The 22,575-nt window shown below is 68.4% G+C and carries 21 protein-coding genes; 9 read left to right on the top strand and 12 right to left on the bottom strand.

The genetic code is table 11. The features are described 5' to 3' along the window. Positions 1 to 18 precede the first annotated feature (18 nt). Complete coding sequence (locus AC1ROC_RS13475; RefSeq protein ID WP_085369764.1) at positions 19 to 1,050, bottom strand: aldo/keto reductase; 1,032 nt, start codon at positions 1,048 to 1,050, stop codon at positions 19 to 21. Between the two features lie 115 nt (positions 1,051 to 1,165). On the opposite strand from AC1ROC_RS13475, the gene AC1ROC_RS13470 reads away from it, so the two are divergent. After that, positions 1,166 to 1,678 (top strand): metallophosphoesterase family protein, encoded by a 513-nt coding sequence (locus AC1ROC_RS13470; RefSeq protein WP_085369765.1) that lies wholly within the window; start codon positions 1,166 to 1,168, stop codon positions 1,676 to 1,678. Here AC1ROC_RS13470 and AC1ROC_RS13465 read toward each other — a convergent pair whose 3' ends face one another. Next, positions 1,679 to 3,268: a DUF7059 domain-containing protein gene (locus AC1ROC_RS13465; protein ID WP_143465845.1), complete on the bottom strand. Its 1,590-nt coding sequence runs from the start codon at positions 3,266 to 3,268 to the stop codon at positions 1,679 to 1,681. 48 nt (positions 3,269 to 3,316) lie between these two features. Here AC1ROC_RS13465 and AC1ROC_RS13460 point away from each other — a divergent pair, with 48 nt between their 5' ends. The 3 genes from AC1ROC_RS13460 (at position 3,317) to AC1ROC_RS13450 (ending at position 4,996) form a co-directional block, all read left to right on the top strand. Beyond that, on the top strand, positions 3,317 to 3,592 hold the full coding sequence (locus tag AC1ROC_RS13460) for an acylphosphatase (protein ID WP_085369767.1): 276 nt from the start codon (positions 3,317 to 3,319) through the stop codon (positions 3,590 to 3,592). Positions 3,593 to 3,641: 49 nt separating this feature from the next. Then, positions 3,642 to 4,532 (top strand): aminodeoxychorismate lyase, encoded by an 891-nt coding sequence (locus AC1ROC_RS13455; RefSeq protein ID WP_085369768.1) that lies wholly within the window; start codon positions 3,642 to 3,644, stop codon positions 4,530 to 4,532. A gap of 80 nt (positions 4,533 to 4,612) precedes the next feature. Further along, on the top strand, positions 4,613 to 4,996 hold the full coding sequence (locus tag AC1ROC_RS13450; RefSeq protein ID WP_373270195.1) for a hypothetical protein: 384 nt from the start codon (positions 4,613 to 4,615) through the stop codon (positions 4,994 to 4,996). Between the two features lie 23 nt (positions 4,997 to 5,019). Here the strand turns inward: AC1ROC_RS13450 and AC1ROC_RS13445 are convergent, their stop codons facing one another. The 3 genes from AC1ROC_RS13445 to msuE all read right to left on the bottom strand — a co-directional run bounded on the left by AC1ROC_RS13445 (position 5,020) and on the right by msuE (position 9,052). Further along, entirely contained in the window at positions 5,020 to 6,903 is a 1,884-nt protein-coding gene (locus AC1ROC_RS13445; protein WP_085369770.1) for a thioredoxin domain-containing protein, read from the bottom strand. Between the two features lie 66 nt (positions 6,904 to 6,969). Next, positions 6,970 to 8,394 (bottom strand): NtaA/DmoA family FMN-dependent monooxygenase, encoded by a 1,425-nt coding sequence (locus AC1ROC_RS13440; RefSeq protein ID WP_085369771.1) that lies wholly within the window; start codon positions 8,392 to 8,394, stop codon positions 6,970 to 6,972. A 46-nt stretch (positions 8,395 to 8,440) separates the two neighbouring features. Continuing rightward, positions 8,441 to 9,052, bottom strand: coding sequence for an FMN reductase (msuE, locus tag AC1ROC_RS13435; protein ID WP_493000727.1), 612 nt, complete (start codon positions 9,050 to 9,052; stop codon positions 8,441 to 8,443). Between the two features lie 177 nt (positions 9,053 to 9,229). Here msuE and AC1ROC_RS13430 point away from each other — a divergent pair, with 177 nt between their 5' ends. Genes AC1ROC_RS13430 through AC1ROC_RS13420 form a run of 3 tightly spaced genes read left to right on the top strand, consistent with a single transcriptional unit; the run spans position 9,230 to position 11,057 of the window. Next, positions 9,230 to 10,063 carry an aldo/keto reductase gene (locus AC1ROC_RS13430; RefSeq protein WP_085369773.1) on the top strand — a complete coding sequence of 278 codons (834 nt, stop codon included), beginning with the start codon at positions 9,230 to 9,232 and terminating at the stop codon, positions 10,061 to 10,063. A gap of 45 nt (positions 10,064 to 10,108) precedes the next feature. After that, on the top strand, positions 10,109 to 10,519 hold the full coding sequence (locus AC1ROC_RS13425) for a hypothetical protein (protein WP_085369774.1): 411 nt from the start codon (positions 10,109 to 10,111) through the stop codon (positions 10,517 to 10,519). A gap of 55 nt (positions 10,520 to 10,574) precedes the next feature. Beyond that, entirely contained in the window at positions 10,575 to 11,057 is a 483-nt protein-coding gene (locus tag AC1ROC_RS13420; protein ID WP_085369775.1) for a hypothetical protein, read from the top strand. Here AC1ROC_RS13420 and AC1ROC_RS13415 read toward each other — a convergent pair. Then, positions 11,054 to 12,616 (bottom strand): long-chain-fatty-acid--CoA ligase, encoded by a 1,563-nt coding sequence (locus AC1ROC_RS13415; protein ID WP_085369776.1) that lies wholly within the window; start codon positions 12,614 to 12,616, stop codon positions 11,054 to 11,056. The two genes, AC1ROC_RS13420 and AC1ROC_RS13415, sit on opposite strands and share 4 nt — an antisense overlap. 121 nt (positions 12,617 to 12,737) lie before the next feature. Here AC1ROC_RS13415 and hrpA point away from each other — a divergent pair, with 121 nt between their 5' ends. Further along, on the top strand, positions 12,738 to 16,586 hold the full coding sequence (gene hrpA, locus AC1ROC_RS13410) for an ATP-dependent RNA helicase HrpA (RefSeq protein WP_085369777.1): 3,849 nt from the start codon (positions 12,738 to 12,740) through the stop codon (positions 16,584 to 16,586). Between the two features lie 36 nt (positions 16,587 to 16,622). On the opposite strand, the gene AC1ROC_RS13405 is transcribed toward hrpA, so the two are convergent. The 4 genes from AC1ROC_RS13405 to AC1ROC_RS13390 form a co-directional block, all read right to left on the bottom strand. Then, positions 16,623 to 18,032 carry a serine hydrolase gene (locus AC1ROC_RS13405; protein WP_493000723.1) on the bottom strand — a complete coding sequence of 470 codons (1,410 nt, stop codon included), beginning with the start codon at positions 18,030 to 18,032 and terminating at the stop codon, positions 16,623 to 16,625. Beyond that, a complete protein-coding gene (locus AC1ROC_RS13400; protein WP_085369779.1) occupies positions 18,029 to 19,075 on the bottom strand; it encodes a sporulation-delaying protein SdpB family protein in 1,047 nt (348 codons plus the stop codon). The genes AC1ROC_RS13405 and AC1ROC_RS13400 overlap by 4 nt, the downstream gene beginning before the upstream one ends. Next, the gene (locus AC1ROC_RS13395) at positions 18,961 to 19,464 is read right to left on the bottom strand and encodes an SdpA family antimicrobial peptide system protein (protein WP_179150796.1); all 504 of its coding nucleotides are present in this window, start codon (positions 19,462 to 19,464) and stop codon (positions 18,961 to 18,963) included. Before AC1ROC_RS13395 ends, AC1ROC_RS13400 begins: the two co-directional genes overlap by 115 nt. 88 nt (positions 19,465 to 19,552) lie before the next feature. Continuing rightward, positions 19,553 to 20,137, bottom strand: a complete 585-nt coding sequence (locus AC1ROC_RS13390; protein WP_085369781.1) for a sporulation delaying protein family toxin — start codon at positions 20,135 to 20,137, stop codon at positions 19,553 to 19,555. Positions 20,138 to 20,281: 144 nt separating this feature from the next. On the opposite strand from AC1ROC_RS13390, the gene AC1ROC_RS13385 reads away from it, so the two are divergent. Beyond that, positions 20,282 to 20,647: an SdpI family protein gene (locus AC1ROC_RS13385; protein WP_493000720.1), complete on the top strand. Its 366-nt coding sequence runs from the start codon at positions 20,282 to 20,284 to the stop codon at positions 20,645 to 20,647. A gap of 166 nt (positions 20,648 to 20,813) precedes the next feature. Here AC1ROC_RS13385 and AC1ROC_RS13380 read toward each other — a convergent pair whose 3' ends face one another. Together AC1ROC_RS13380 and AC1ROC_RS13375 are read right to left on the bottom strand one after the other, a co-directional pair. Further along, complete coding sequence (locus AC1ROC_RS13380) at positions 20,814 to 21,605, bottom strand: amino acid ABC transporter ATP-binding protein (protein ID WP_281727765.1); 792 nt, start codon at positions 21,603 to 21,605, stop codon at positions 20,814 to 20,816. Then, positions 21,602 to 22,575 (bottom strand): amino acid ABC transporter permease (locus tag AC1ROC_RS13375; RefSeq protein ID WP_493000718.1); only part of this gene is annotated, 974 nt, incomplete at its 5' end. The genes AC1ROC_RS13375 and AC1ROC_RS13380, both read right to left, overlap by 4 nt.

The following is a 22,575-nucleotide window of genomic DNA, read 5'->3' as shown; positions in this document are numbered from 1 at the left end:
GCCGCGGGCGGGCTGGGGTCACCGGCCGCCCTCGTGCTTGCGGTGGCGCTGGGCGATGGCCGGAGCGCCGTATGGGTAGTCGTCGGTGCGGGGAGCACTCGCGTCGGTGAGGGTCGAGCGCTGCTCGTCGGTGAGGGTGAGCTCGGCGGCGGCGAGGTTGTCGGTGAGCTGGTCGACGGTGCGCGCTCCGAGGATGACCGACGTGACGGCCGGGCGGTCGGCGAGCCAGGCCAGTGCGACCTGCGACGAGGACGCGCCGGTCTCCGCTGCGACGGCCGCGACGGCGTCGATGACCTGCCAGGTGCGGTCGTCGGCGTTCCGCTTGTCCCACGCCTCCATGCCGCGCTTGGGGTCTTCGCCGAGGCGGGTGGCTCCGGTGGGGGTCTGGTCGCGCGTGTACTTGCCGCTCAGCCAGCCGCCGGCGAGCGGCGACCACGGCAGGAGGCCGATGCGCGCATCCAGAGCTGCGGGGACGACCTCGTGCTCGATGCCGCGCACCAGCAGGTTGTACTGGGGCTGCAGGGTGACCGGCGCCGCCCAGCCGTTGGCGCGCGCGAGCTGCGCGGCCTTGGTCAGCTGCCAGCCGAGGTAGTTGGAGAAACCGTAGTAGGAGATCTTGCCGTCGCGCACCGCCTGATCGAGGAAGCCGAGGGTCTCTTCGAGCGGGGTGAGCGCATCCCAGGCGTGCATTTGGTAGAGGTCGATGTGGTCGACGCCGAGGCGGGACAGAGACGCGTCGAGCGCCGCCCGGAGGTGGGTGCGGGACAGGCCGACGTCGTTCGGGCCCTCTCCCATCGGGAAGCGGCCCTTGGTGGCGATGACCACCTCGCCGCGCCGGCCGGGGTTCTGCGCCAGCCAGCGTCCGATGATGGTCTCCGAGGTGCCTGCACTGTAGACGTCGGCCGTGTCGATGAAGTTGCCGCCGCCCTCCAGATAGGTGTCGATGATGAGGTGCGAGGTCTGCTCGTCGGCCTCCGCCCCGAAGGTCATGGTGCCGAGTGCGTATTCCGACACGATCGTGCCGCTGTTTCCGAGAGTGCGAAGTTCCATGCTCCGACGCTATTCCTGTGCCGCACGATTGCGAACCGTTTGCCGTCGAATGGTGGAAAAGTCGCCGGGAGCGTGGGCTGTGGAGGGATCGCCGCCGCCGTGCCACGCTGGAGCCATGCCCGACGCGCCGCTCCGCCTCCTGCTGGTCTCCGACACCCACGTCCCCGCGCGTGCCAAGGCACTCCCGCCCCAGCTGCTCGCGGCGATCGACGACGCGGACGTGGTCGTGCACGCCGGTGACTGGGTGGATGCGGCGACGCTCGACCTCCTGGAGGCGCGCTCCCGGCGATTGATCGCCGTCCACGGCAACAACGACCACGGGGTGCTCCGGGAGCGTCTTCCCGAGATCGCGACGGCGGAACTCGGCGGGCTGCGGTTCGCGGTGGTCCACGAGACCGGACAGGCGACAGGGCGCGAGCTGCGCTGCGCGCAGGCCTTCCCCGACACGGATGTGCTGGTGTTCGGGCACAGCCACATCCCGTGGGACACGACGGCGCCGAACGGTCTGCGGCTGCTCAACCCGGGATCCCCGACCGACCGCAGGCGGCAGCCGGTGGGCACGTATCTGACCGCGACGGTCGCGGACGGGGTGCTCGGCGAGGTGCGCCTGGTGCCGGTCGAGCGCTGATCACTCCACCGGAACCAGGAACCCGTCCACCACGAGCGCACGCACCGCGGGCACCAGCTCCGCGAACAGAGCACTCTCGTCCACCTCGAGCAGCTGCGCGAGGGCCGCGACGATCGCCGCGACGCTGAGCTCGCCGTCGCACGCTCCGACGAGGGCGATCAGGCCGGTGTCCCCCTGCACGGTCCTGCCGAACCCGCCGCCCTGGCGCAGGAGCATCGCGGTGGGGGCGTCGTCGCCCGGCCAGAAGTGCCGTTCCTCCGTCACGTCGCCGGCGACCGCGTAGCGATGCGAGGCGAACGCCGCGTCGTCGAGGGCGGCCTGCCAGTCGTGGGCCGCCAGGCTGTCGCCGAGATGCACGCCGAGCCCCGCCTCGTTGGAGCCGAGCGCCCCGTGCCTGCGCTCGAGCCTCCTCAGCGTCGGCTCTCCCGTGATCGGACGGCGCAGCAGCACGTAGCCGAAGCCGACCGAGCGCACGTCCCTGCTCTCGAAGTCGTCCAGCCAGGCGGACATCAGCCGGTCGAAGGCGTCGGTGCCCTGCCGCGTGCCGCCGTCACGGATCCAGGTCTCCGCGTAGCGGGCGGCGTCCTCCACGTCGCGCTCGACCACCCACGCGTCGACGGGAACAGTGGATGCGTCGAGCCACCCATCGACCCTGGCGAATCCGTCCCCCGCGCCCTCGCCCGCGCCATCGCCCGCGCCGTCACCGCCCCCGCGGTACTCCCAGTTCGCCAGCAGCTGCGCCACCCCGCCCGGCGCCAGATACTCCCCCGCCATGCTGATCACCGCCTGCACCAGCGCGTCGCCCACCATCCCGCCGTCGCGGTATTCGTACTCCGGCACACCCTCGGCGCGCGGCGTGATCACGAACGGCGGGTTCGACACGATGTGGTCGAAGGTCTCCCCCTCCACCGGCTCGAACAGGCTGCCGAGCCGGAACTCGACGCCCTCGATCCCGTTCAGTTCGACGTTGAGAGCGGCGAGGTCGATGGCGCGCTGCGAGATGTCGGTGGCGACCACGTGGTTGGCGTGGCGGGAGGCGTGCATGGCCTGGATGCCGCATCCGGTGCCGAGGTCGAGCACCCGGTCGACCGGGTTCTGCAGCATCAGCCCGCTGAGGGTCGTGGATGCTCCGCCGACGCCGAGCACGTGGTCGACGGGGAGCGCGTGGCCGAGGGAGAGCTCGCCGAGGTCGGAGACGATCCACCAGTCTGCCGCGCCGTGCGCATCCACGAAGCTGTACGGCCGCAGGTCGACGGCAGCGAAGAACCGGTCGCCTCCCGTCGAGGAGATCAGCCCGAGCGCGACGGCGCCGTCCACGCCCAGCGCGGGGAACGCCTCCGCCAGGTCGTCCCCGGTGGCCGGACGGCCGAGCAGGAACACCGCGGCGAGCGTCGCCAGCGGGGTCGGGCCCGATACGCCAGTGCGGGCGTCCAGTGCCCGCAGAGCCGGGATGCGCTGCCCGCGGTGCAGCGCGTCGGCGGCTTCTGCACCCCACAGCGCCGTGACGCGCGCCACGGTGAAGTCGGCGGCGGCGAGGTCGGAGCGGAGGGCGGCGATGGGGGATGCGGTCACCGGACTATTCAAACGCATCCGGTGCCGGCGGTCCCACGCGGGCGGGCTGCGGAGCAGAATGGGCACATGGTCCGCAAGAGAGCGATCGTGACAGGTTCCGTGCAGGGTGTCGGCTTCCGGTGGAGCGCCAGGGAGACCGCGCACCGGCTGGGCGTCACCGGGTTCGCCCGCAACCGGGCGGACGGCAGCGTCGAGGTGGAGGTCGAGGGCGACCAGGAGCCGGTCGACAGGATGCTCGACTGGCTCCGTACGGGCCCGCCGGGCTCGGAGGTGGCGGACGTGGCGGTCAGCGACGCAGCACCGGCCGGGGACGACGCGTTCCGTATCCGGGAGACCAGGTAGGGCAACAGCGCACCTAGGGACACAGCCGAGGGAGGGTCACAATAGGACCATGACCCGTGCGACGCTGCTCACCATCACCACTCCCACCGGCACCCCCGACGCCGGGGACGCCGGCTTCGTTCTCGCCGACTTCGACGCCCCGCAGGTGCGCGTCACCGACCTGAGCGTCACCCGCGGAGACGGCGTCTTCGAGACCGTCGCCGTGATCGGCGGCCACCCGCAGGCGCTCGAACCGCACCTCGCCCGGCTGGCGCACTCCGCCGACCTGCTCGACCTGCCCGCCCCGGCGGCCGACGTGTGGCGCGCGGCCGTGCAGGCCGGCGTCGCCGACTACCTGCAGCGCAACGGCGGAGACGCCGAGCTGTTCGCGAAGCTCATCTACACGCGCGGCGTCGAAGGGGCGGGCGTCCCCAGCGGCTGGGTGTTCGTGGACGAGGGGGAGGACTTCTCCGCGCCGCGCCAGGGCATCCGGGTGGTCACCCTCGACCGCGGCTACCGGCACGACGTCGCCGAGACCTCTCCGTGGCTGCTGCAGGGCGCGAAGACCCTCTCCTACGCGGTGAACCGCGCCGCCCAGCGCGAGGCGGTTCGGCGCGGGGCGGACGATGTGATCTTCCTCAGCTCGGACGGGTTCGCCCTCGAAGGGCCGACGTCCAACGTGATCCTGCGCTCCGGCACCACGATCAGGACGCCGCAGACCGACCAGGGCATCCTCGCGGGGACCACCCAGGCCAGCGTCTTCGAGTTCTTCGCCGCCCGTGGCTACGACACGGTCTACGAGGAGATCACCGCCGACGAGCTGACGCGCGCCGACGCGCTCTGGCTCGTGTCCAGCGTGCGCCAGGCCGCGCCGATCACGGCGCTCGACGGGCGCGAATTCCCGGTCGACGCGGCCCTCACCGCCGACCTCAACGCGTTCCTGCTCTCCCGCACCAGCTGACCGGGGCCTGCGGGCATCCGGATGCGCGGGGTGGCGCGGTTTCGTCAGCTGCGGCCGTCGGCGTTTAGGCTGTACGCACTGTGCGCGACGGCGCGTGCGGACGGACGATCGCGGAGGGGAGGGACGACGTGGCGGAACACGTGCCGACGAGTATCGAGGTGCTGCGGCAGCAAGCCCGCGACGAGCTCGCGGCGATCATCGAGCACCGCTGCCGGGCGGGCGAGGACCCGTGGCAGTTCATCCCCGATCTGCCGAGCGTCGACCAGCAGGTCGTCATCGGCCTGCGCGCCAGCGCCGTCGACGCGTTCGACCTGGCCGACGAGCAGTCCCGTGCCCACCATCCCGCCGCGGGCCGGGCGATGTTCGCGCGCTTCGAGTACGACGTGCTGCGCAGGATCGCGCTGACCCACCCCGAGCTGAGCGCCGCCGTGTGGGAGCTGCTGGACCGGCTCGAACGCGCGTAGCGCACGCGGCCAGCAGCGCGCGATCAGCCCAGCGCGTCCGCCGTCGTCACCGGCAGGTCGCAGACGAAGTCGTGGCACAGGTACGCCGCCGCCTCTCCCCCGATGGATGCGCGCCCCGCATACAGCTCGAAGCCCTCGGCCGCGAACGCCGCAGCACCCGCATCGTCCGCCGCCGCGGTGAGCGCCGCACCCCGGCGCCGCACGGCGGCGAGCAGGTCGCGTCCCCGCGCATCCATCAGCGCCGGCCGGATGCGGTCGAAGCCCTCCGCGCCGGGCGTCACCAGCACCAGCTGCTCGGGTTCCTCCGCGAGCCGCGACATCAGTTCCAGCGCAGCGCCGAACGCGCTCGGCGTTCCGACCGCCTGGGCGGCGACCACGCGCATTCCCTCGCGGGCCGCTCGCTCGTAGCGGCGCTCCCCCGAGAGCAGGAACAGGGTGTGCGCAGCGGACGCCGCCGACGTGAGGCCGGACGGGTACGCGCCCTCCGACGGGTCGACGCGCACGCCCATCCCGCTGCTCTGCAGCACGGGATCGCCTCCGCCCGGCGTCTCGAACGGGCACTCGGCGTCTCCGGCCGCGTCGATGCACAGGTCGATCAGGTCGCGTGCTGCCGCGGCGTAGCGCGGGTCGCCGGACGCGAGCGCGAGGTCGAGCAGTCCGGAGGCGAACGCTCCGTAGTCTTCGAGGGTGGCGGCCGCCTCGGACACGCGCTCGCCGAGGGAGGCGCGCACGAGCAGGCCGTCCGCACTGCGGTGGCGGTCGAGCAGGTCGTCGGCCGCCTGCCGCGCCGCCGCCAGCCAGGCCGGACGGTCCAGGATGAACGCCGCCCGGGCGAGTGCGCCGATCGCGAACCCGTTCCAGCCGGTGAGCACCTTGGCGTCGACAGGTGGCGGCTCCAGGCGTGCCCGTTCCGCAGCGGGCAGCCGGTAATACGCGCCCTCGACGCGGGCGCCGTCGATCGTGCTCTCCGAGTCCTGTGCGGACGCGAATCCGCCCTCCGGCCTCCGCAGCACTCCGAGCAGGAACGCGGCGATCCCGTCCGCCGCGCGCTCCGCCCACGGCTCCCCCGCCTGTTGCCAGGCGTCCGCGTAGCAGCGCAGCAGCAGCGCGTTGTCGTAGAGCATCCGCTCGTAGTGCGGCTCGCTCCAGTCGCGGCGGGTCGCGTAGCGGAAGAAGCCGCCGTCGACGGGGTCGCGCAGCGGGGATTCGGCCATCAGGCGCAGCGTGCGCGCGCCGAGCTCCCTCCCGCTGTCCCTGGCGAGCAGGAAGCCGAGCACGGGTGCGACGGGGAACTTCGGCGCCGTCCCGAATCCGCCGTACCGCTCGTCCTCCGCCGCGGCGAGCGCCGTCACCGCCGCGTCCAGTGCGCGGGCATCCGGCAGCTCGGAGACGGCGGTGGCAGCAGTGGATGCGGCTTCGAGCGCCGCGACGACGGCCGCGGCGTTGCTCTCCACCTCGCTCCTCCGCTCCCTCCACGCATCCCACACCGCGTCGAGCACCTGACGGAACGACGCCCGCCCGTCGACGGCCACCGGAGGGAAGTACGTCCCGGCGAAGAAGGCCCGCCCATCCGGTGTGGCGAACACGGTCAGCGGCCAGCCGAGGTTGCCGGTGAACGCGCTGGCGGCGGAGAGATAGCCGGCGTCGACCTCCGGATGCTCCTCCCTGTCCACCTTGACGGCCACGAACCGCGCGTTCAGGCTCTCGGCGAGCGCGGCGTCGCTGAAGCTCTCCCTGGCCATCACGTGGCACCAGTGGCAGGTGGCGTAGCCGATCGAGATGAGCACGGGCACATCCCGCCGCCGCGCCTCCTCGAACGCCTCAGCACCCCAGGGGAACCAGTCGACGGGGTTGTCCGCGTGGGCGCGAAGGTACGGGCTGATCGCGTCAGCGAGCCGGTTCGCCATGCCGCCCACCCTAGTCCCGTGGCGGAGTCCTCGTCCCGGGGCGGGGCCTCGTCCCGTGGCGGAGTCTCAGGCCGAGAAGCCCTGGGCGCGCGCTCGGCCGGCGTCCGCGACGTGCAGGTTGGCTGGGCGGGGCAGCCCGAGGTGGTCGCGGAGGGTGGTGCCCTCGTACTCGGTGCGGGCGATCCCGCGGCGCTGGAGCTCCGGCACGACCAGCGCGGTGAACGCGTCGAGCTGGGCGGGGAGGAACGGCGGGAGGATGTTGAAGCCGTCGACGGCGCCCGAGCCGAACCACGCCTCCAGCTGGTCGGCGACCTCGCTCCCCGACCCGACGACCGCGCCGGCGGGCGCGGCGTGCGCGGCGAGCAGCCTCCGGTACGTCACGGGATGCTCGCCGCCGATCCGCCTGCCGGTGCGGGTCTGCACCGCTTCCAGCAGCCGCTGGCCGCCCTCGGAGAAGCGCCGCGCGACCCGCAGCGGCACCTCGGCGTCGAGCTCCGGGGTGCCGAGGGGCACGCCGACGATGCCGGAGAGCGCCCTGATCGTGCGATTCCCCGGGAAGTCCACGGATTGGATGCCCGCCGCCTGTGCAGCACGGTCACCGGCGAGCGGCACCAGCCCGAGCAGCGTGTCGTAGACCGCCTGCGCCTCCTCCGTCGTGCCGGCGACGACAGGGAGGATCGGCGTCACGATGCGGGGGCCGCCGTCCGTGCGTCCGGCTGCAGCTGCGCGCGCGCTCGTCTCCGCGCGCACGCTCTGCGCGTCGGCGATCGACGCGACGGCCACGATCGAGACGTCGGCGAGCTCGCCGGCCAGGCGCCGCGCCCGGGCGGAGCCGCCCGCGTGCACGATCGGCAGGTGGCCCTGCACCGGCCGCGGTGCGGTCAGCGGCCCGGCCACCCTGACGTGCGCTCCGACGGCATCCGTCCTGTGCAGCCTCTCGGGGTCGATCAGCCGGCCGGACGCCCTGTCGCGCAGGAACGCGTCGTCCTCCCAGCTGTCCCAGAGCATCCGGAGCGCCCGCACGTACTCGTCGGCCTCGTCGTAGCGCGGCTCGGCTCCGCCGAGCGGGTCCCTGCCGTGGTTGGCTGCCGCGCGCGGGTCCGCCCCGGTGACCAGGTTGATCCCGGCCCGCCCTCCGCTCAGCCGGTCGATGGATGCGGTCTGCCGCGCCAGCGTGAACAGGTCGTAGTACCCGGTGTTGGCCGTGGCGATCAGGCCGATGCGCCGGGTGACGCCGGCCAGGTAGGAGATGGCGCTCAGCGGGTCCATCCTGGCCAGCAGGTCGGGGTCGCGGAACTCGAGGTCCGGGCCGGTGGCGAGCCACTCGCCGAAGAAGAGGTAGTCGAACTTCGCCGCCTCCGCCGCACGCGCCGTCCTGCGCAGCACGGCGGGGTCGCGGAGCGGGTCGTTGTGGGCGCCCGGGTATCGCCAGCCGGACGGGAAGGCGCCGAGCGCACGGAACACCGCGCCGAGGATGAGCTGCCTGGTCACGGGCGACGCTCCGTTCCCCGCCGAATCGCTCCCCCGTCCGCCGCCATCAGCGTCCCAGGTACTTGGCGATCGACTCGGCCTCCGCCACGTTGCTGCGGATCAGCGGGATCGCCCGGGCGACGGCCAGATCGATGCGCTCGTGCAGGTCGAGGCCGCTCACGGCGCCGTTGGTGAAGTCGGAGTCGTTCGCGTAGATGCCGATGGGCAGCGTGAGCGCCTGGAAGAAGCCGAACAGCGGCCGGAACTGGTGCTCGATGATGAGCGCGTGGCGGTCGGAACCTCCCGTCGCCGCGATCAGCACGGGGGTGTCGACGAGCGCATACTGGCCGACGAAGTCGAACAGGTGCTTGAACAGCCCGGTGAACGACGCCCGGTACACGGGACTCGCGACGACGAGCAGGTCGGCGGACTCGATCCGCTGCAGTTCGGCCTCGACCGACGCGGGCAGCTCGTCGCGGCGGAGCGCCCCGGCGAAGTCGGGGCCGATCTCGTTCACGGCGATGAGGTGCGCGTCGATCGGCAGCTCGCGCCCGAACGACGCGAGGATCTCCTTGACGAGCGCCGTGGTCTTCGACGGCGTGTGCAGGCTGCCGGACACCGCGACGACGCGCAGCGGCCGGGCGGACGGGTTCGACGGGATGGGCGAGAGCTGAGACATGCCTGCGACGCTAAGCCCGTGCATCCCGGAATACCAGGCTGGGCGTCACGCGGCGTAAACCTGGAGCGCAACACGGCGTCATCTCCCGCCGAGGCTTCTCCGATTCAGAACCGGCGCAGGTGAATTCATAAGCGATGGCGGTTGGAACTGCTGAACGCCAGGGATTACCGTAGAAGAATGGTTGCAAACGCAAATATCCCCACCCTGGAACTCAACAACGGCACCGTGATCCCGCAGCTCGGCTTCGGCGTCTTCCGCGTCGACCCGGCCGAGACCACGCGCATCGTCACCGACGCGCTCGAGGTCGGATACCGCCACATCGACACCGCCGCGATCTACGGCAACGAGACCGGCGTCGGCGAGGCCATCGCCTCCTCCGGCATCGCCCGCGACGACCTGTTCGTCACCACCAAGCTGTGGAACGACCGCCAGACCGACGCGCAGGCCGCCTTCGACGAGTCGCTCGAGAAGCTGGGCCTCGACTACGTGGACCTGTACCTCATCCACTGGCCCACCCCGGAGAAGGACACCTTCGTCGAGGCGTGGAAGTCGCTGGAGACCATCTACGCCAGTGGCCGCGCGAAGGCGATCGGCGTCTCCAACTTCCTCGTGCCGCACCTGGAGAAGCTGCTCGCGAACACGGACATCGTCCCCGCCGTGAACCAGATCGAGCTGCACCCGGCGCACCAGCAGCCGGAGGTGACCGCGTTCGCCCGCGAGCACGGCATCCAGATCGAGGCCTGGGGCCCGCTCGGCCAGGGCAAGTACCCGCTCTTCGACGCCCCCGAGGTGTCCGGCCCGGCTGCCGCCCACGGCAAGACGCCCGCTCAGGTCGTCATCCGCTGGCACCTGCAGACCGGCAACATCGTCTTCCCCAAGTCGAACCGCCGCGAGCGCATGGCGGAGAACTTCGACGTGTTCGACTTCGAGCTGACCGCCGACGAGGTCGCCGCGATCACCTCGATGGAGCGCGAGGGCCGCGTCAGCGCGCACCCCAACGAGGTCAACTAGCACCAGCAGCACCACCCCTCCCTGCGGAGCCCGTAGGCTCGCCGTGTGCGCATTGTGACGATCACCGGGAAGATCATCTACATCATCGGCGGCTACGGGCTCCTGCTGGTGCTGAACGTGTTCATCTTCCAGCGGCTCGTCAACCCCACGATCGACGTGCTGATCGTCGCGATCCTCAACGTGGCGTACGTCACCATCGGCGTTCGCACGTTCCGCGGCATCGAAGAGAACCGCGAAGACCCGCGGGTGTGGTGGCGCGCGACCGCCCGCCCCGCCGCCGGTTTCTGGATCGGCGGCGGGCTGGCCGTCGCCGCGGGCATCGCCCTGCTGGGCGCGCTCGCCTCCAAGCCCGCTGACGCGTTCGTGCCCACCGTCGCGTGCGTGGTCTACGCGGCGCTCTCCGCCTTCTACCTGCACTCCTCCTACCGGCTGCGCACCCTCGACACGGCGCCCTGACGACCGGCCGGATGCGCACCCGTGCCTGGGGTCCGCGTGCGCTAGCGTCGTCAGCATGACGACGCGCGAGCAGGTCGACCACCTGGCCGAGGCACTCCTGGCCGGCAACGCCGAGCGGTTCGCCACGATGCGCGACCGGATGTTCACCCTGATCGACGCCGCGACCGCCGACGGGCATCCCCAGTCCACCGAGCCCATCGCCATCGCCTCCCCCGAACGCGACGACGTGCTGTGCGTGTTCGCCTGCACCTGCATCGGCGCGAGCGAAGGGCAGCCGATCACCCTCATCGCCACCAAGCTCAGCGCCGTCGCACGCGACGACGAGAGCACGGCGCCGACCGACGCGGAGGCGCTCGCGTTCTCCCTGGCGCTGCTCGGCGACGCCTGGTTCTCCCAGTCGCTGCGGGATGCGGCGGAAGTGGCGGACGCCGACCGCCCGACGAAGGGCGTCCGGCTCTACCTCTCCGGCGACTTCCAGCCCGGCGTGCCCGAGGTGTTCAGCGACTCCGTCGTGCCGACGGTGTCGACCCTCGGCTAGGCGCCCTCCTCCTCGAACCGCGCCACCAGCTCCCGCTTCAGCACCTTCCCGCTCGGTCCGAGCGGCAGCGCATCCAGGATCACCACCCTCCGCGGGAACTTGTACGCGGCGATGTGCTCCTGAGCGAACGCCACCAGGTCGTCGCCGTCCGCGCTCATCCCCGGCATCACCGTGACCACCGCCATCACCTCCTGGCCGTGCGTCTCGTGACTGACCCCGAATACGGCGGCCATCGCAACGGCCGGATGCGTCGACAGCACCTCCTCGACCTCGCGCGGGTACACGTTGTAGCCGTTGCGCACGATCATGTCCTTCTTGCGGTCGACGATGGTGATGTAGTCGTCGTCGCTCTTCGTGCCGAGATCGCCCGTGCGGAACCAGCCGTCGACGACCGCCTCCGCGTTCGCCTCCGGGAGGTTGAGGTAGCCCTTCATCAGGTTGTGCCCGCGCACCACGATCTCGCCGAGCTCTCCGCGCGGCAGCAACTCGATCCTGCCGTCGACCTCCGCGTCGGCGATCTCCACATCCACGCCCCAGATCGGCGTGCCGACCGTTCCCACCCTGGTGGGCTTCCCTCGATGGTTGAACGACGCGACCGGCGAGGTCTCCGTGAGCCCGTACCCCTCGTGCACGTCGATCCCGTAGACCTCTTTCATGCGCTCGATCACGGCGACCGGGATGGCGGCGCCCCCGCTCATCCCGTAGCGCAGCGGCGGCCGCTCGTCGTTGGTCTTGGCCGCTTCGAGCAGCGCGATGTACATGGTCGGCACGCCGGTCATGATCGTGCAGGCGTTGGCGTTCAGCAGGGAGAGGGCCGTCGCGCCGTCGAACTTCGGCACGAGCACGATCGCTGCGCCCGCCCGGAAGCCGATGTTCATCACGCAGGTCTGCCCGAACGTGTGGAACAACGGCAGGCAGCCCAGGATGCGGTCGTCCTGCCCGATGTCGAGCGTCCCGGCCAGCAGCACGTTCACCTGCTCGACCAGCGAGAAGTGACAGCCCTCCGCCCCCTTCGGCTTGCCGGTGGTGCCGCTCGTGTACAGGATGGTGGCCGTGTCGAGCGGGTCGCGAGGGACGTAGGTGTCGATGGGCTGCGCATCCCGTGCCTCGTCTTCGAGCCTGGCGAACGGCAGCGCGCCGACGGACTCGTCCGGCACGAGCACGGACAGCGTCTCGACGCCGGCGAGCGCTGCACCCTTCGCGCCCTCGCCGAGCAGCGGTGCGGCGCAGATTAGCAGCTTCGCCCCGCTGTCGCGCAGCACGTACGCGATCTCCTCCGCCTTGAGCAGCGCGTGGACGGGCACGACGATCGCGCCGAGCGCGAGCACCGCGTAGTACGAGCGAGGGAAGTCCGGGACGTTGGGAAGCAGCAGGGCGACCGCGTCCCCCTCCCCGACGCCGCGGGCGCGGAGGGCCCCCGCGTACTGGCGGGTCTGCTCCCAGAGGTCTCCGTATGCGATCTGCTGATCTCCGAAGATCAGCGCGACGTTGTCGGGCATCCGGTGGGCCGTCTCTGCGAGGATGCTCGCGACCGACATCGTGGCGAAACCGTGGCTCATGCGTGTGCTCCCTGTCTCCATTGACAAAAGAACCCGTTCGGGTTGTTACGAAACCTACTCCCGCGGCTGCCGGAATGGATATTGCAACATTCCGCCCGTGACATGGGAGGATGGAAGGCTCATGTCTCCCACGATCACCTTCCCTCCCGAGCTGCCGGTCAGTCAGAAACGGGATGAGATCGCCCGCGCCATCCGCGACAACCAGGTGGTCATCGTGGCCGGCGAGACCGGGTCGGGCAAGACCACCCAGCTGCCGAAGATCTGCCTGGAGCTCGGGCGCACGAATATCGGCCACACGCAGCCGCGCCGCCTCGCCGCCCGCACCATCGCGGAGCGCATCGCCGAGGAGCTCGGCGAGGACGTCGGCGCGACTGTCGGGTACCAGGTGCGGTTCACCGACCGCGTCTCCTCCGACACCCGCATCAAGCTGATGACGGACGGCATCCTGCTCAACGAGATCCACCGCGACAGGATGATCCGCAAGTACGACACGATCATCATCGACGAGGCGCACGAGCGCAGCCTCAACATCGACTTCCTGCTCGGCTATCTGAAGCAGCTGCTGCCGAAGCGTCCCGACCTCAAGGTCATCATCACGTCGGCGACCATCGACCCGGAGAGTTTCGCCGCGCATTTCGCCTCAGCGGACGGCACCCCCGCCCCGATCGTCGAGGTCTCCGGACGCACGTACCCCGTCGAGGTCCGCTACCGGCCGCTCGTCGCTGACGCACTCACGGACGACGACGACGAGGACGTCGATCCCGTCCCCTCCGCCGACCGCGACTACCTGCAGGGAATCAACGACGCCCTCGACGAGCTCGCCCGCGAGGCGCCGGGCGACGTGCTGGTGTTCCTCTCCGGCGAGAACGAGATCCGGGATGCGGCGGACGCCGTGCGCGGACGCAACCTGCCGGGCACCGAGGTCCTCCCGCTTTACGGCCGCCTGTCCTCCGCCGAGCAGCACCGGGTGTTCCAGCCGTCCAGCATGCCGGGCATCCGGCGCAGGGTCGTGCTCGCCACCAACGTCGCGGAGACCAGCCTCACCGTGCCGGGCATCAAGTACGTGGTGGACGCCGGCACGGCCCGCATCAGCCGATACAGCGTCCGCGCCAAGGTGCAGCGCCTCCCGATCGAGGCCATCTCGCAGGCGAGCGCCAACCAGCGCTCCGGGCGTTCCGGCCGCACCAGCGACGGCATCGCCATCCGGCTGTACTCGCAGGAGGACTTCGAGAAGCGCCCCGAGTTCACCGAGCCGGAGGTGCTGCGCACCAACCTGGCCGCCGTCATCCTGCAGATGATCTCGCTGGGCCTCGGTGACATCGCCGCTTTCCCGTTCCTCACCCCGCCGGACTCGCGGGGCATCAAGGACGGTCTCGATCTGCTGGCGGAGCTCGGCGCCGTGGTGAAGACCAAGGACGGCGAGAACGCGCTGACGAAGGTCGGCCGCAACCTCGCGCAGCTGCCCATCGACCCCCGCTTCGCCCGGATGGTCGTGGAGTCCAAGCGGCACAACACCTCCCGCGAGGTGATGGCCATCGTCGCAGGGCTCACCATCCAGGACCCGCGCGAACGCCCGGTGGAGCGCCGAGGCACGGCCGACGAGCAGCACGCCCGCTTCGCCGACCCGACCAGCGACTTCCTCACCCTGCTCAACCTCTGGAACTACCTGGAGGAGAAGCAAAAGGAGCTGTCGTCGAGCGCGTTCCGCCGGATGTGCAAGGCCGAGTTCCTGAACTTCCTGCGGGTGCGCGAGTGGCAGGACGTTTACCGTCAGCTGCGTCAGCTGGCCAAACCGCTCGGCCTCACGATGGGTCAGCCGTCCGTCAACCCGGATGGCATCCACAAGTCGCTGCTCGCCGGTCTGCTCTCGCACATCGGGCTCAAAGACCTCACGGCGTCCGGCAACAAGGGCGGCGCGCGCGGCGCCCGATCGGCCGAGTATCTCGGCGCCCGCCAGACCCGGTTCGTGATCTTCCCCGGCTCGACGCTCGCCAAGAAGCAGCCGAACGCACTGATGAGCGCGGAGCTCGTGGAGACGAGCCGCCTGTTCGCCAGGATGAATGCCGCCATCGACCCCGCCTGGGCCGAGCCGATCGCGGGCGACCTCTGCAAGCGCAGCTACAGCGAGCCGCACTGGGAGAAGAACCAGGGCGCCGTCGTCGCCTACGAGCGGGTCACCCTGTACGGCGTGCCCATCATCCCGCGCCGCCGGGTGCAGTATGCGCGCATCGACCAGGAGCTGTCCCGCGAGCTGTTCATCCGGCACGCCCTGGTGGAGGGCGAGTGGGACTCGAAGCAGGCGTTCGACCGTGCCAACACCAAGCTGCGGGCCGAGCTGCGCGAGCTGGAGGAGCGCACCCGGCGCCGCGACATCCTCAACGACGACGAGGCCGTGTTCGAGTTCTACGACGCGCGCATCCCGGCCGAAGTCGTCTCGACCCGCTCGTTCGAGGGCTGGTGGAGGAAGGCCAGGAACGACACCCCCGACCTGCTGACGATGACGCAGGATGCGCTGCTGGATGCGGACTCCGCCCCGGTCGACGACGACGCGTTCCCTCCGGTGTGGCGCCAGGGCGACCAGCAGCTGACCCTGCGCTACCGCTTCGAACCGGGAGCGGAAGACGACGGCGTGACCGTGCAGGTGCCGCTGCCCCTGCTCGCCGGCCTCCTGCCGGACGGCTTCGACTGGCAGGTGCCCGGCCTCCGCCACGACCTGGTCACGGCCATGATCAAGGCGCTGCCGAAGGCGATCCGCCGTCAGGTGGTCCCCGCCGCCGACTGGGCGACCCGGCTGCTCGGCGAGCTGAGCGGCACAGCAGGGATGCACGCCCACGACGGCGAGAAGCCCGCCGCCTCCCTCGCCGACACTCTCGCAGCCACGATCAGCAGGATGACCGGGTCCCGGGTGAGCGGCTCCGACTTCGAGCGGGAGCGCATCCCGGCCCACCTGTCTCCCACGTTCCAGGTGGTCGGCGAACGCGGCCGCCCGATCGCCTCCGGCAAAGACCTCGCGGTGCTGCAGGACAGGCTGCGGTCCCGAGCCAGGGACTCGGTGGCCCGCGTCGCCGAGGCGCGCACCCCGAACGCGATCGAGCGCTCCGGCCTCACCACCTGGGACATCGACGAGCTCCCTCGCTTCCTCGACAGCACCCAGGAGGGTCCAGGCGGCTCGAAGAACGTGATCAGGGCGTACCCGGCGCTCGTCGACGACGGCGACAGCGTGAGCATCCGGCTGATGGGCACCCCCGCCGACCAGGCCAGAGCGATGCCCGGCGGCGTGCGGCGCCTGCTGCTGGCGAGCATCCCGTCGCCGGTGGCGTACGTGCAGCAGCACCTCACCTCGAACGAGAAGCTGACCCTGGCTGCGAGCCCGTACCCGAACACGAAGGCGCTCTTCGACGACTGCCTGCTGGCCGTGATCGACAGCGTGCTGTACCGGATGAAGCCGGACGGCCAGGTGTTCATGCGCGCCGAGTTCGAGGCGGTCCGCGACCGCGTCTCCGCCATCGTCATGGACTCGATGTTCACGACGGTGGCGCTGGTCACACGCATCCTGACCGCCGCCCGCGCAGCGGAGAAGGCGATCGGCGGTGCCACCAGCCTGGTGTTCCTGTCCGCCCTCAACGACGCGAAGGCGCAGCTCGCCGGACTCGTCTACCCGGGGTTCGTCTCCGCGACCGGCCTCGACCAGCTGCAGCACCTGCCCCGCTACCTGAACGGCATCAGCCAGCGCATCGCCGCCCTACCGGTGAACCCGGGCCGCGACCGCGCCTGGCAGACGCAGGTGGAAACCGCCGTCGCCCTCTACACCGAGGCGGGCGGCCGCATCCCGCCAGCGCCGGACGCCCCCGCCAACGTCGTTCACGCCCGGTGGATGCTCGAAGAGTTCCGCGTCTCCCTCTTCGCCCAGTCGCTCGGCACCGCCGAGTCCGTCTCCCTCCAGCGCATCCGCAAGGTCCTCGGCGGCTGACCTTCCTCGTTGCCTCGTTTGCGACTCGACGAACGGCTACCCCGGTGCGCCTCGGTTCCCCGAGATCCGAAGCGCATCCGCGACCAGGCTCGTCGCTACATCTCGCTGCAGGTCAAGCGAGACCCCGTTGTCATTAACGGCTATCTGAGCGACCGCGGTAACGACGGTTCCATCCCTCAACTCCGCCATGAATGCTGACGAAAATACACCGGGAGCCGTTCCAGCTTTATACACATGTATGCCCAGCTCATCGATCGCAGGATCGCTCGCCGATGTTGATTGGAGAACCTCACGGAGTTCCGGATGTTCACTGATCATCGAACCCAGTTGGCGCAGTGCCGCGGAAATGTCCTCGGCGTTTGCAAACCAGTCGAGCCCTCGCGGCCAAAAGGCTTGGTCCGTACTCAACTGATCAAGCTCAATCGGCGAACTATCGATCGATGCGATGATTGCTCGTTTGGCCTCACGGTCATAGTCCGCCCAGCCTGCTGCAGCATCGTTGGCCTCCCCAACGGCAAGCGCGAACATCTCGCGGCTAGACAAGAAGGGATCCAGTGCTTTCGGATCGTGATGTCCGAGATCCCTGACCGCGCTCGCAAGCGCTTCTGACCCGACAATTTGCATAAGCATGTCCGCGGCCGTGTTGTCGCTAACGTCGATCATTCGTTTCGCAGCATCCAGGACTGAGACCTCAGCACCATCGGGCGCGTCTCGAAGGGTGCCCGTGCCCGGGCTCTTGATTTCCTCACGCACGGTAAGGGCGTGCCCCCAGGAAAGCCTCGCCTCCGAGATCTCCCTCACAACTGCGCCAAGCACGTACAACTTGAATAGCGAAGCCATCGGCTTCGAGTCTGCGGCATCAACGCCAATGTCCGTGACGACTTTTCCCGAACGGGATCGCTGAACTAGCAAACTCAGGTGAGGCGAGATATTCAGGAGCCGCTGCTTGACCTCCTCCAGCGATTCCGCAGAGTCCGGCACGGAATCGGATGCCTTGAACATCCACGAAGCAAGCTTTTCTCGATCGGACAATGTAAAGATCAGGTCGGTAATGACTCCCCATCTGCTCCTCAACGAAGCAACAAGACCAGAGGAGTCACCGGCAACCTGCCTATAGTGGACGACCGCGAACGGGCCTTGCGGGCGAATGACCGAGTTGAGGTATTGGAGCAGTCCCGCCGTGTCCTCGGAAGAGAACCGTTCGGCATCGAGCCCGGGTACCAGCTCATCCAGCGTGAGCTTCTCGCGCGCGTTGAGTTTCTCGACAATCCAATGAAGTCGCTTTTCGAGTTTAGGGTCTTGCGTCGAGGCTGGCGCGGAACCGACCATCGGCGGAGCTGTCCCGCAGGCGGTGAGTACTGAGAGAATTGCCACGAGCACCAGGACGCGAAACCCTCGCCGGATGTTCGCACCGCTGCTCCATCCGGAGGGGGAGAGCACAGTCACGCGGCCAACTCTCGTTGGCCGCGCACCGACACCCAGCGGGGAGCTTTCACGAACGGAACACGTCGCTCGGTCGGCATCGCGGCCATGCCTACAAAGGCGATCATTATCATTCCAAAGCTCCACAATCCGATAGAGAGAATGATTCCGGAGTGAAGCAGCAATGCGAGTGCAAATGCGACCTTCCGCCCGGTCAATCCTTGGAGGATGCACAACCCGATCGCTATTTCGCACAGCAGCACGCCCCAAGTGATAGTCGCAAGAAGCAGCGGGTTCGAAGTTAGGACCCGAAGCGATTCGCCAACGAAGCCGGCGCTTCCGAACATGTAACTCCGCGACACATAGTATTCAGCCGATCCATTTGCCCAGTCTTCGACGCTGAATTTCGCAAAGGCGCTGTTCAGGTAAACAATGGCCACTTGGATCCTGAGAGCGACTACTCCCGCGAATCCGATTCCGCGAGCCGTGGGACCAATGGGCTCGTCCTTTAGTTTCCAAGCCCAGAGACGATTGTCGGAAACAGCGATGAAAACCATGATTATGCAGACGATCGCTGCGACAGAGTCACCTCCGTCAGGAAGGGCAAGTCCTGTGGAAAGAGACACTGCTATCCACGCGTGCACGACGGACGTGACCGCCGGCAAGAACCCCACGACCACTAGCGCGAGCAGCGCGATCATTGCGAAGGTCCGTATTCCGTCTGGGACCGAAGGCCCTCCGACACAGAGCGCCGAAATGGACCGCAAGCCTTCGCAATTTGGTAAGTCGGCAGAACCTTCCACGCCCTGCATCAGCGCATCAAATGGCGTGAAGACGAGGAAGACGATCTGCGCAAGCGCTATTCCCGCCCGAAACACGGTGAACGTGCCACGACGAATGTCGAAAGTCGCGAGCGTGAGTCTCAGCCGAGCAGATAGATGAGGGGGAGAACTCAGTGACAACGCACATCCAATCTCGCGTACGAATCGATCGTGTGGTCGGGGAGGTCGAAATCCCGATACTCGAAAGGTGTGTATGGCTCTTTCGCGACCACAACAAGGCCACATATCGTTCGGTAACGGATATCACGGTCGACAACCTGCGCCTCCAACCTCGAAGCAGAGACGAGACACTCCAGTCGAGTTTGCTTGAGGTCGCATTTCTTCCATGACTTCACTTCCTCAGCCAGAAGTGCGACTTCTGGCCCTTGAGCTCGCTGAGCGCGGCTCAACCCGAACGCGTTCTCCACTCGGTTCTGCGGCGTTTGCAAGAGCGACGCAAAGGTCGTCGAGGTATAGATACCCAGTTCTTCGGTTTGCGGCGGATTGGTGAAGAAGCCCCAGGACTGCGGGAAGATGGTCGCAAATCCGGCCCTGATCGCCCTGTGGCCGGGGTCCGGACTACTTAGGACATTGTCGGGAAGGGAAAAGAACACACTGAGGCCGCCCCAAGCCACGAGAAGAGACAGGGCGCTAGCAAAGGACCACAGCGCCCTGTCCGATCCCTTGACCCCCTCGGATTCATCTGTTCGAGGGAGTCTCAACCTAGTTCCCTAGCGCCTTAGCCAACCCCGCCGCGCGCTTCTGAGCGGTAATTGCACTCGAACCTAACCCTGCACCCCACCATTCGACCGTGTTGACCGCGTAGCGAATGTTGACGGCGCCGAGTACAGTGCCCACCACTGCGCCCGCAACTGCGGCGACAACGACGACAAAGATGATCGCAGCCATCGGTGCAATCTCGACGTTGTCGGGAAGCTCAATTCCCAACTCGCCTGCCACCTCAACAGACACGTCGGCGAACGATTCGAGTGCTGCCTCCGCCTGCCTCGGGTCACCCGACTGGAGCGGCTCTGTTACGAGCGCATCGAAATCCGGCTCCGCCTCGAGATACAGCTTGTGAATCTCGTCAATCGCCGACTCGGAGACGCTTTCACTCGTCGGCGAGTACGGTTCCAGCTCAGGGTGAGCTTCCAAGATAGGACCAGCCCCGAATGCCAGTAACCCGATGACATCCCGACCCGAATAAGTCGTCTCCCCCGCCGCGCTCGAAGGCTCGGGTTCGCTGGCGTGTGCTGGGACGGTGCTAGCGACAACAAGAGCCGTCGAAGACGCGATCGTGACCAGCATTTTGACAAATCTATTCATAAATGTTCCCTAGTTTTCTTGACGACAGTGATTCCCGCGATCAACACCCCCGGCACACACTGCCGATCGCGAGACAATTGATCGTATCATTTTAAATTCCAGACCGGAGTTTGCTATGATTACACCATGATATTTGTCAGCATTATCATCATTCTGGGCTCCGTCGCGGTTGTTGTCTCTATCGAAGCCGCCGCTCGTGGGCGACTCGGCATCAACAGCCTGGTAGGGCTTCGAGTTCCATCGGTCATGTCCTCCGATGAAGCATGGCGACGGGGTCACGCTTCCGCACGAATCCCGGTCTGGATCGGAGCGAGTGGCGCGACGATAGGAGCGTTCGCGAGCCTCGCTCTGAGCGAAGAGGCGCGCAGCATCGCGGAGACGACGAGCACGGCCATCCTTCTCGTCGGTGTGATCGTCGGAGGCGTTGTTGCCTCTCGGACAGCAAGGTCCGTTATGCCCCCCGTCTTTGAGGATCTTCCTCCAGCGGGGTGATTAGAATGTTCAGCCGCGCGGGCGCCGGAAGCACATGCCTATAGCGCTCAGGCATGGACGCGCCCGCTCGTGCCATCGTTGGACGCGAACGAGCCCAGGCCCTTTTACCGCGACGCGCCGGTCGGAACGAAGGGTGGGCCTGGGCTCGATCTCGTGAGAGCGCGCGCTAGAGCACCTTGGAGAGGAACGCCTGGGTGCGCTGGTGCTGCGGGTTGGCGAGCACCTCGCGCGGGTCGCCGGACTCGACGACCACGCCGCCGTCCATGAAGACCAGCTCGTCGGCCACCTCGCGGGCGAAGCCCATCTCGTGGGTGACCACGATCATGGTCATACCGGAGGCGGCGAGCCCCTTCATCACGTCGAGGACCTCGCCGACCAGCTCGGGGTCGAGCGCCGAGGTGGGCTCGTCGAACAGCATCAGCTTCGGGTCCATCGCGAGCGCCCGCGCGATGGCGACGCGCTGCTGCTGACCGCCGGACAGGTGCGCCGGATAGTGGTCACCCTTCGAGCCGAGACCCACCCTGGTCAGCAGTTCCTGCGCCCGGGCGACGGCCTGCGCCTTCGGCACGCCCTTCACCCGGATCGGCGCCTCGATCACGTTCTCGAGCGCCGTCATGTGCGGGAACAGGTTGAACCGCTGGAACACCATCCCGATCTCGCGGCGCTGCCTCGCGGCCTCCTTCGGCTTCAGCTCGTAGAGCTTGTCGCCGTGCTGGCGGTAGCCGACCAGCTGGCCGTCGACCGACAGTCGCCCGGCGTCCACGCGTTCGAGGTGGTTGATGCAGCGCAGGAAGGTCGACTTGCCCGAGCCGCTCGGCCCGACGATACAGAGCACCTCTCCCGGGTTCACCGAGAGCGAGATGCTCTTCAGCACCTCGTTGGAGCCGAAGCTCTTCGAGACGCCGTCGGCGAGGACCATCGGGGTCCCCGGCTTCGATGTCACAGCCTGGTCGCTCATCCTTTACCTCCCAGGTCATTGCCGTCGGGAACGCCGGCGACGGGCACGGCGCCGGTCAGCGCTGCTCCGTCTCCTCTGTCCGGCCGGCGGGCGTTCACCCCGCGCGAGAACCGTCGCTCCAGGAAGTACTGCCCGACCATCAGGATGGAGGTGAAGAGCAGGTACCAGCAGGACGCGACGATCAGCAGCGGGACCGGTGTATACGTGACGGCCGAGATGTCGCGGGCGACACCGTACAGGTCGGTGGTCAGCGGGATCGCCGCCACCAGCGATGTGGTCTTCAGCATCGAGATCACTTCGTTGCCGGTCGGCGGGATGATCACGCGCATGGCCTGCGGGATGACGATGCGGGTCATCGTGCGGCCCCAGCCCATCCCGAGCGCCGTCGCGGCCTCCTCCTGACCGGAGTCGACCGACAGGAGTCCCGCGCGCACGATCTCAGCCATGTACGCGGCCTCGTTGAGGGCGAGTCCGATGACAGCGATGATGAACGCGTTCTGCATGAAGCCGAGGTCGAACGTCACACCCCAGTCCGTCCACGGGACACCAAGGAACAGCTTCGGGTAGATCAGCGAGAACAGGCCCCAGAACACCAGCTGCACATACACAGGGGTGCCGCGGAAGATCCAGAGATACAGCCACGCGATGGACTTCACCACCGGGTTCGGCGAGAGGCGCATCACCGCGAGGATGAGGCCGAGGACCACGCCGATGATCATCGAGTAGATCGTCAGCTGCAGGGTGACGAGCGCGGCAGCACTGATGCGCTTGTCGAAGATGTACTTGCCGACGTACTGCCAGCCGTACGCCTCGCGCTGGGAGGCGTCGATCACGAACCAGACGACCAGCAGGATCAGCACGACGGCGAAGACGATCCGCCACGGGTGCTTGAGCTTGATCGCCTTGATCGGTTCGGAGGGCGGTGCGCCGGCCGGCGACGGGGTTGCCCCCGTCTCTTCTCCACATCTGA

It is taken from the genome of Leifsonia sp. GW821-FHT13C05, from assembly GCF_058806515.1.
Note: the sequence above shows the minus strand (reverse complement) of the source record. Positions and strands in the feature narration are given on the sequence as shown.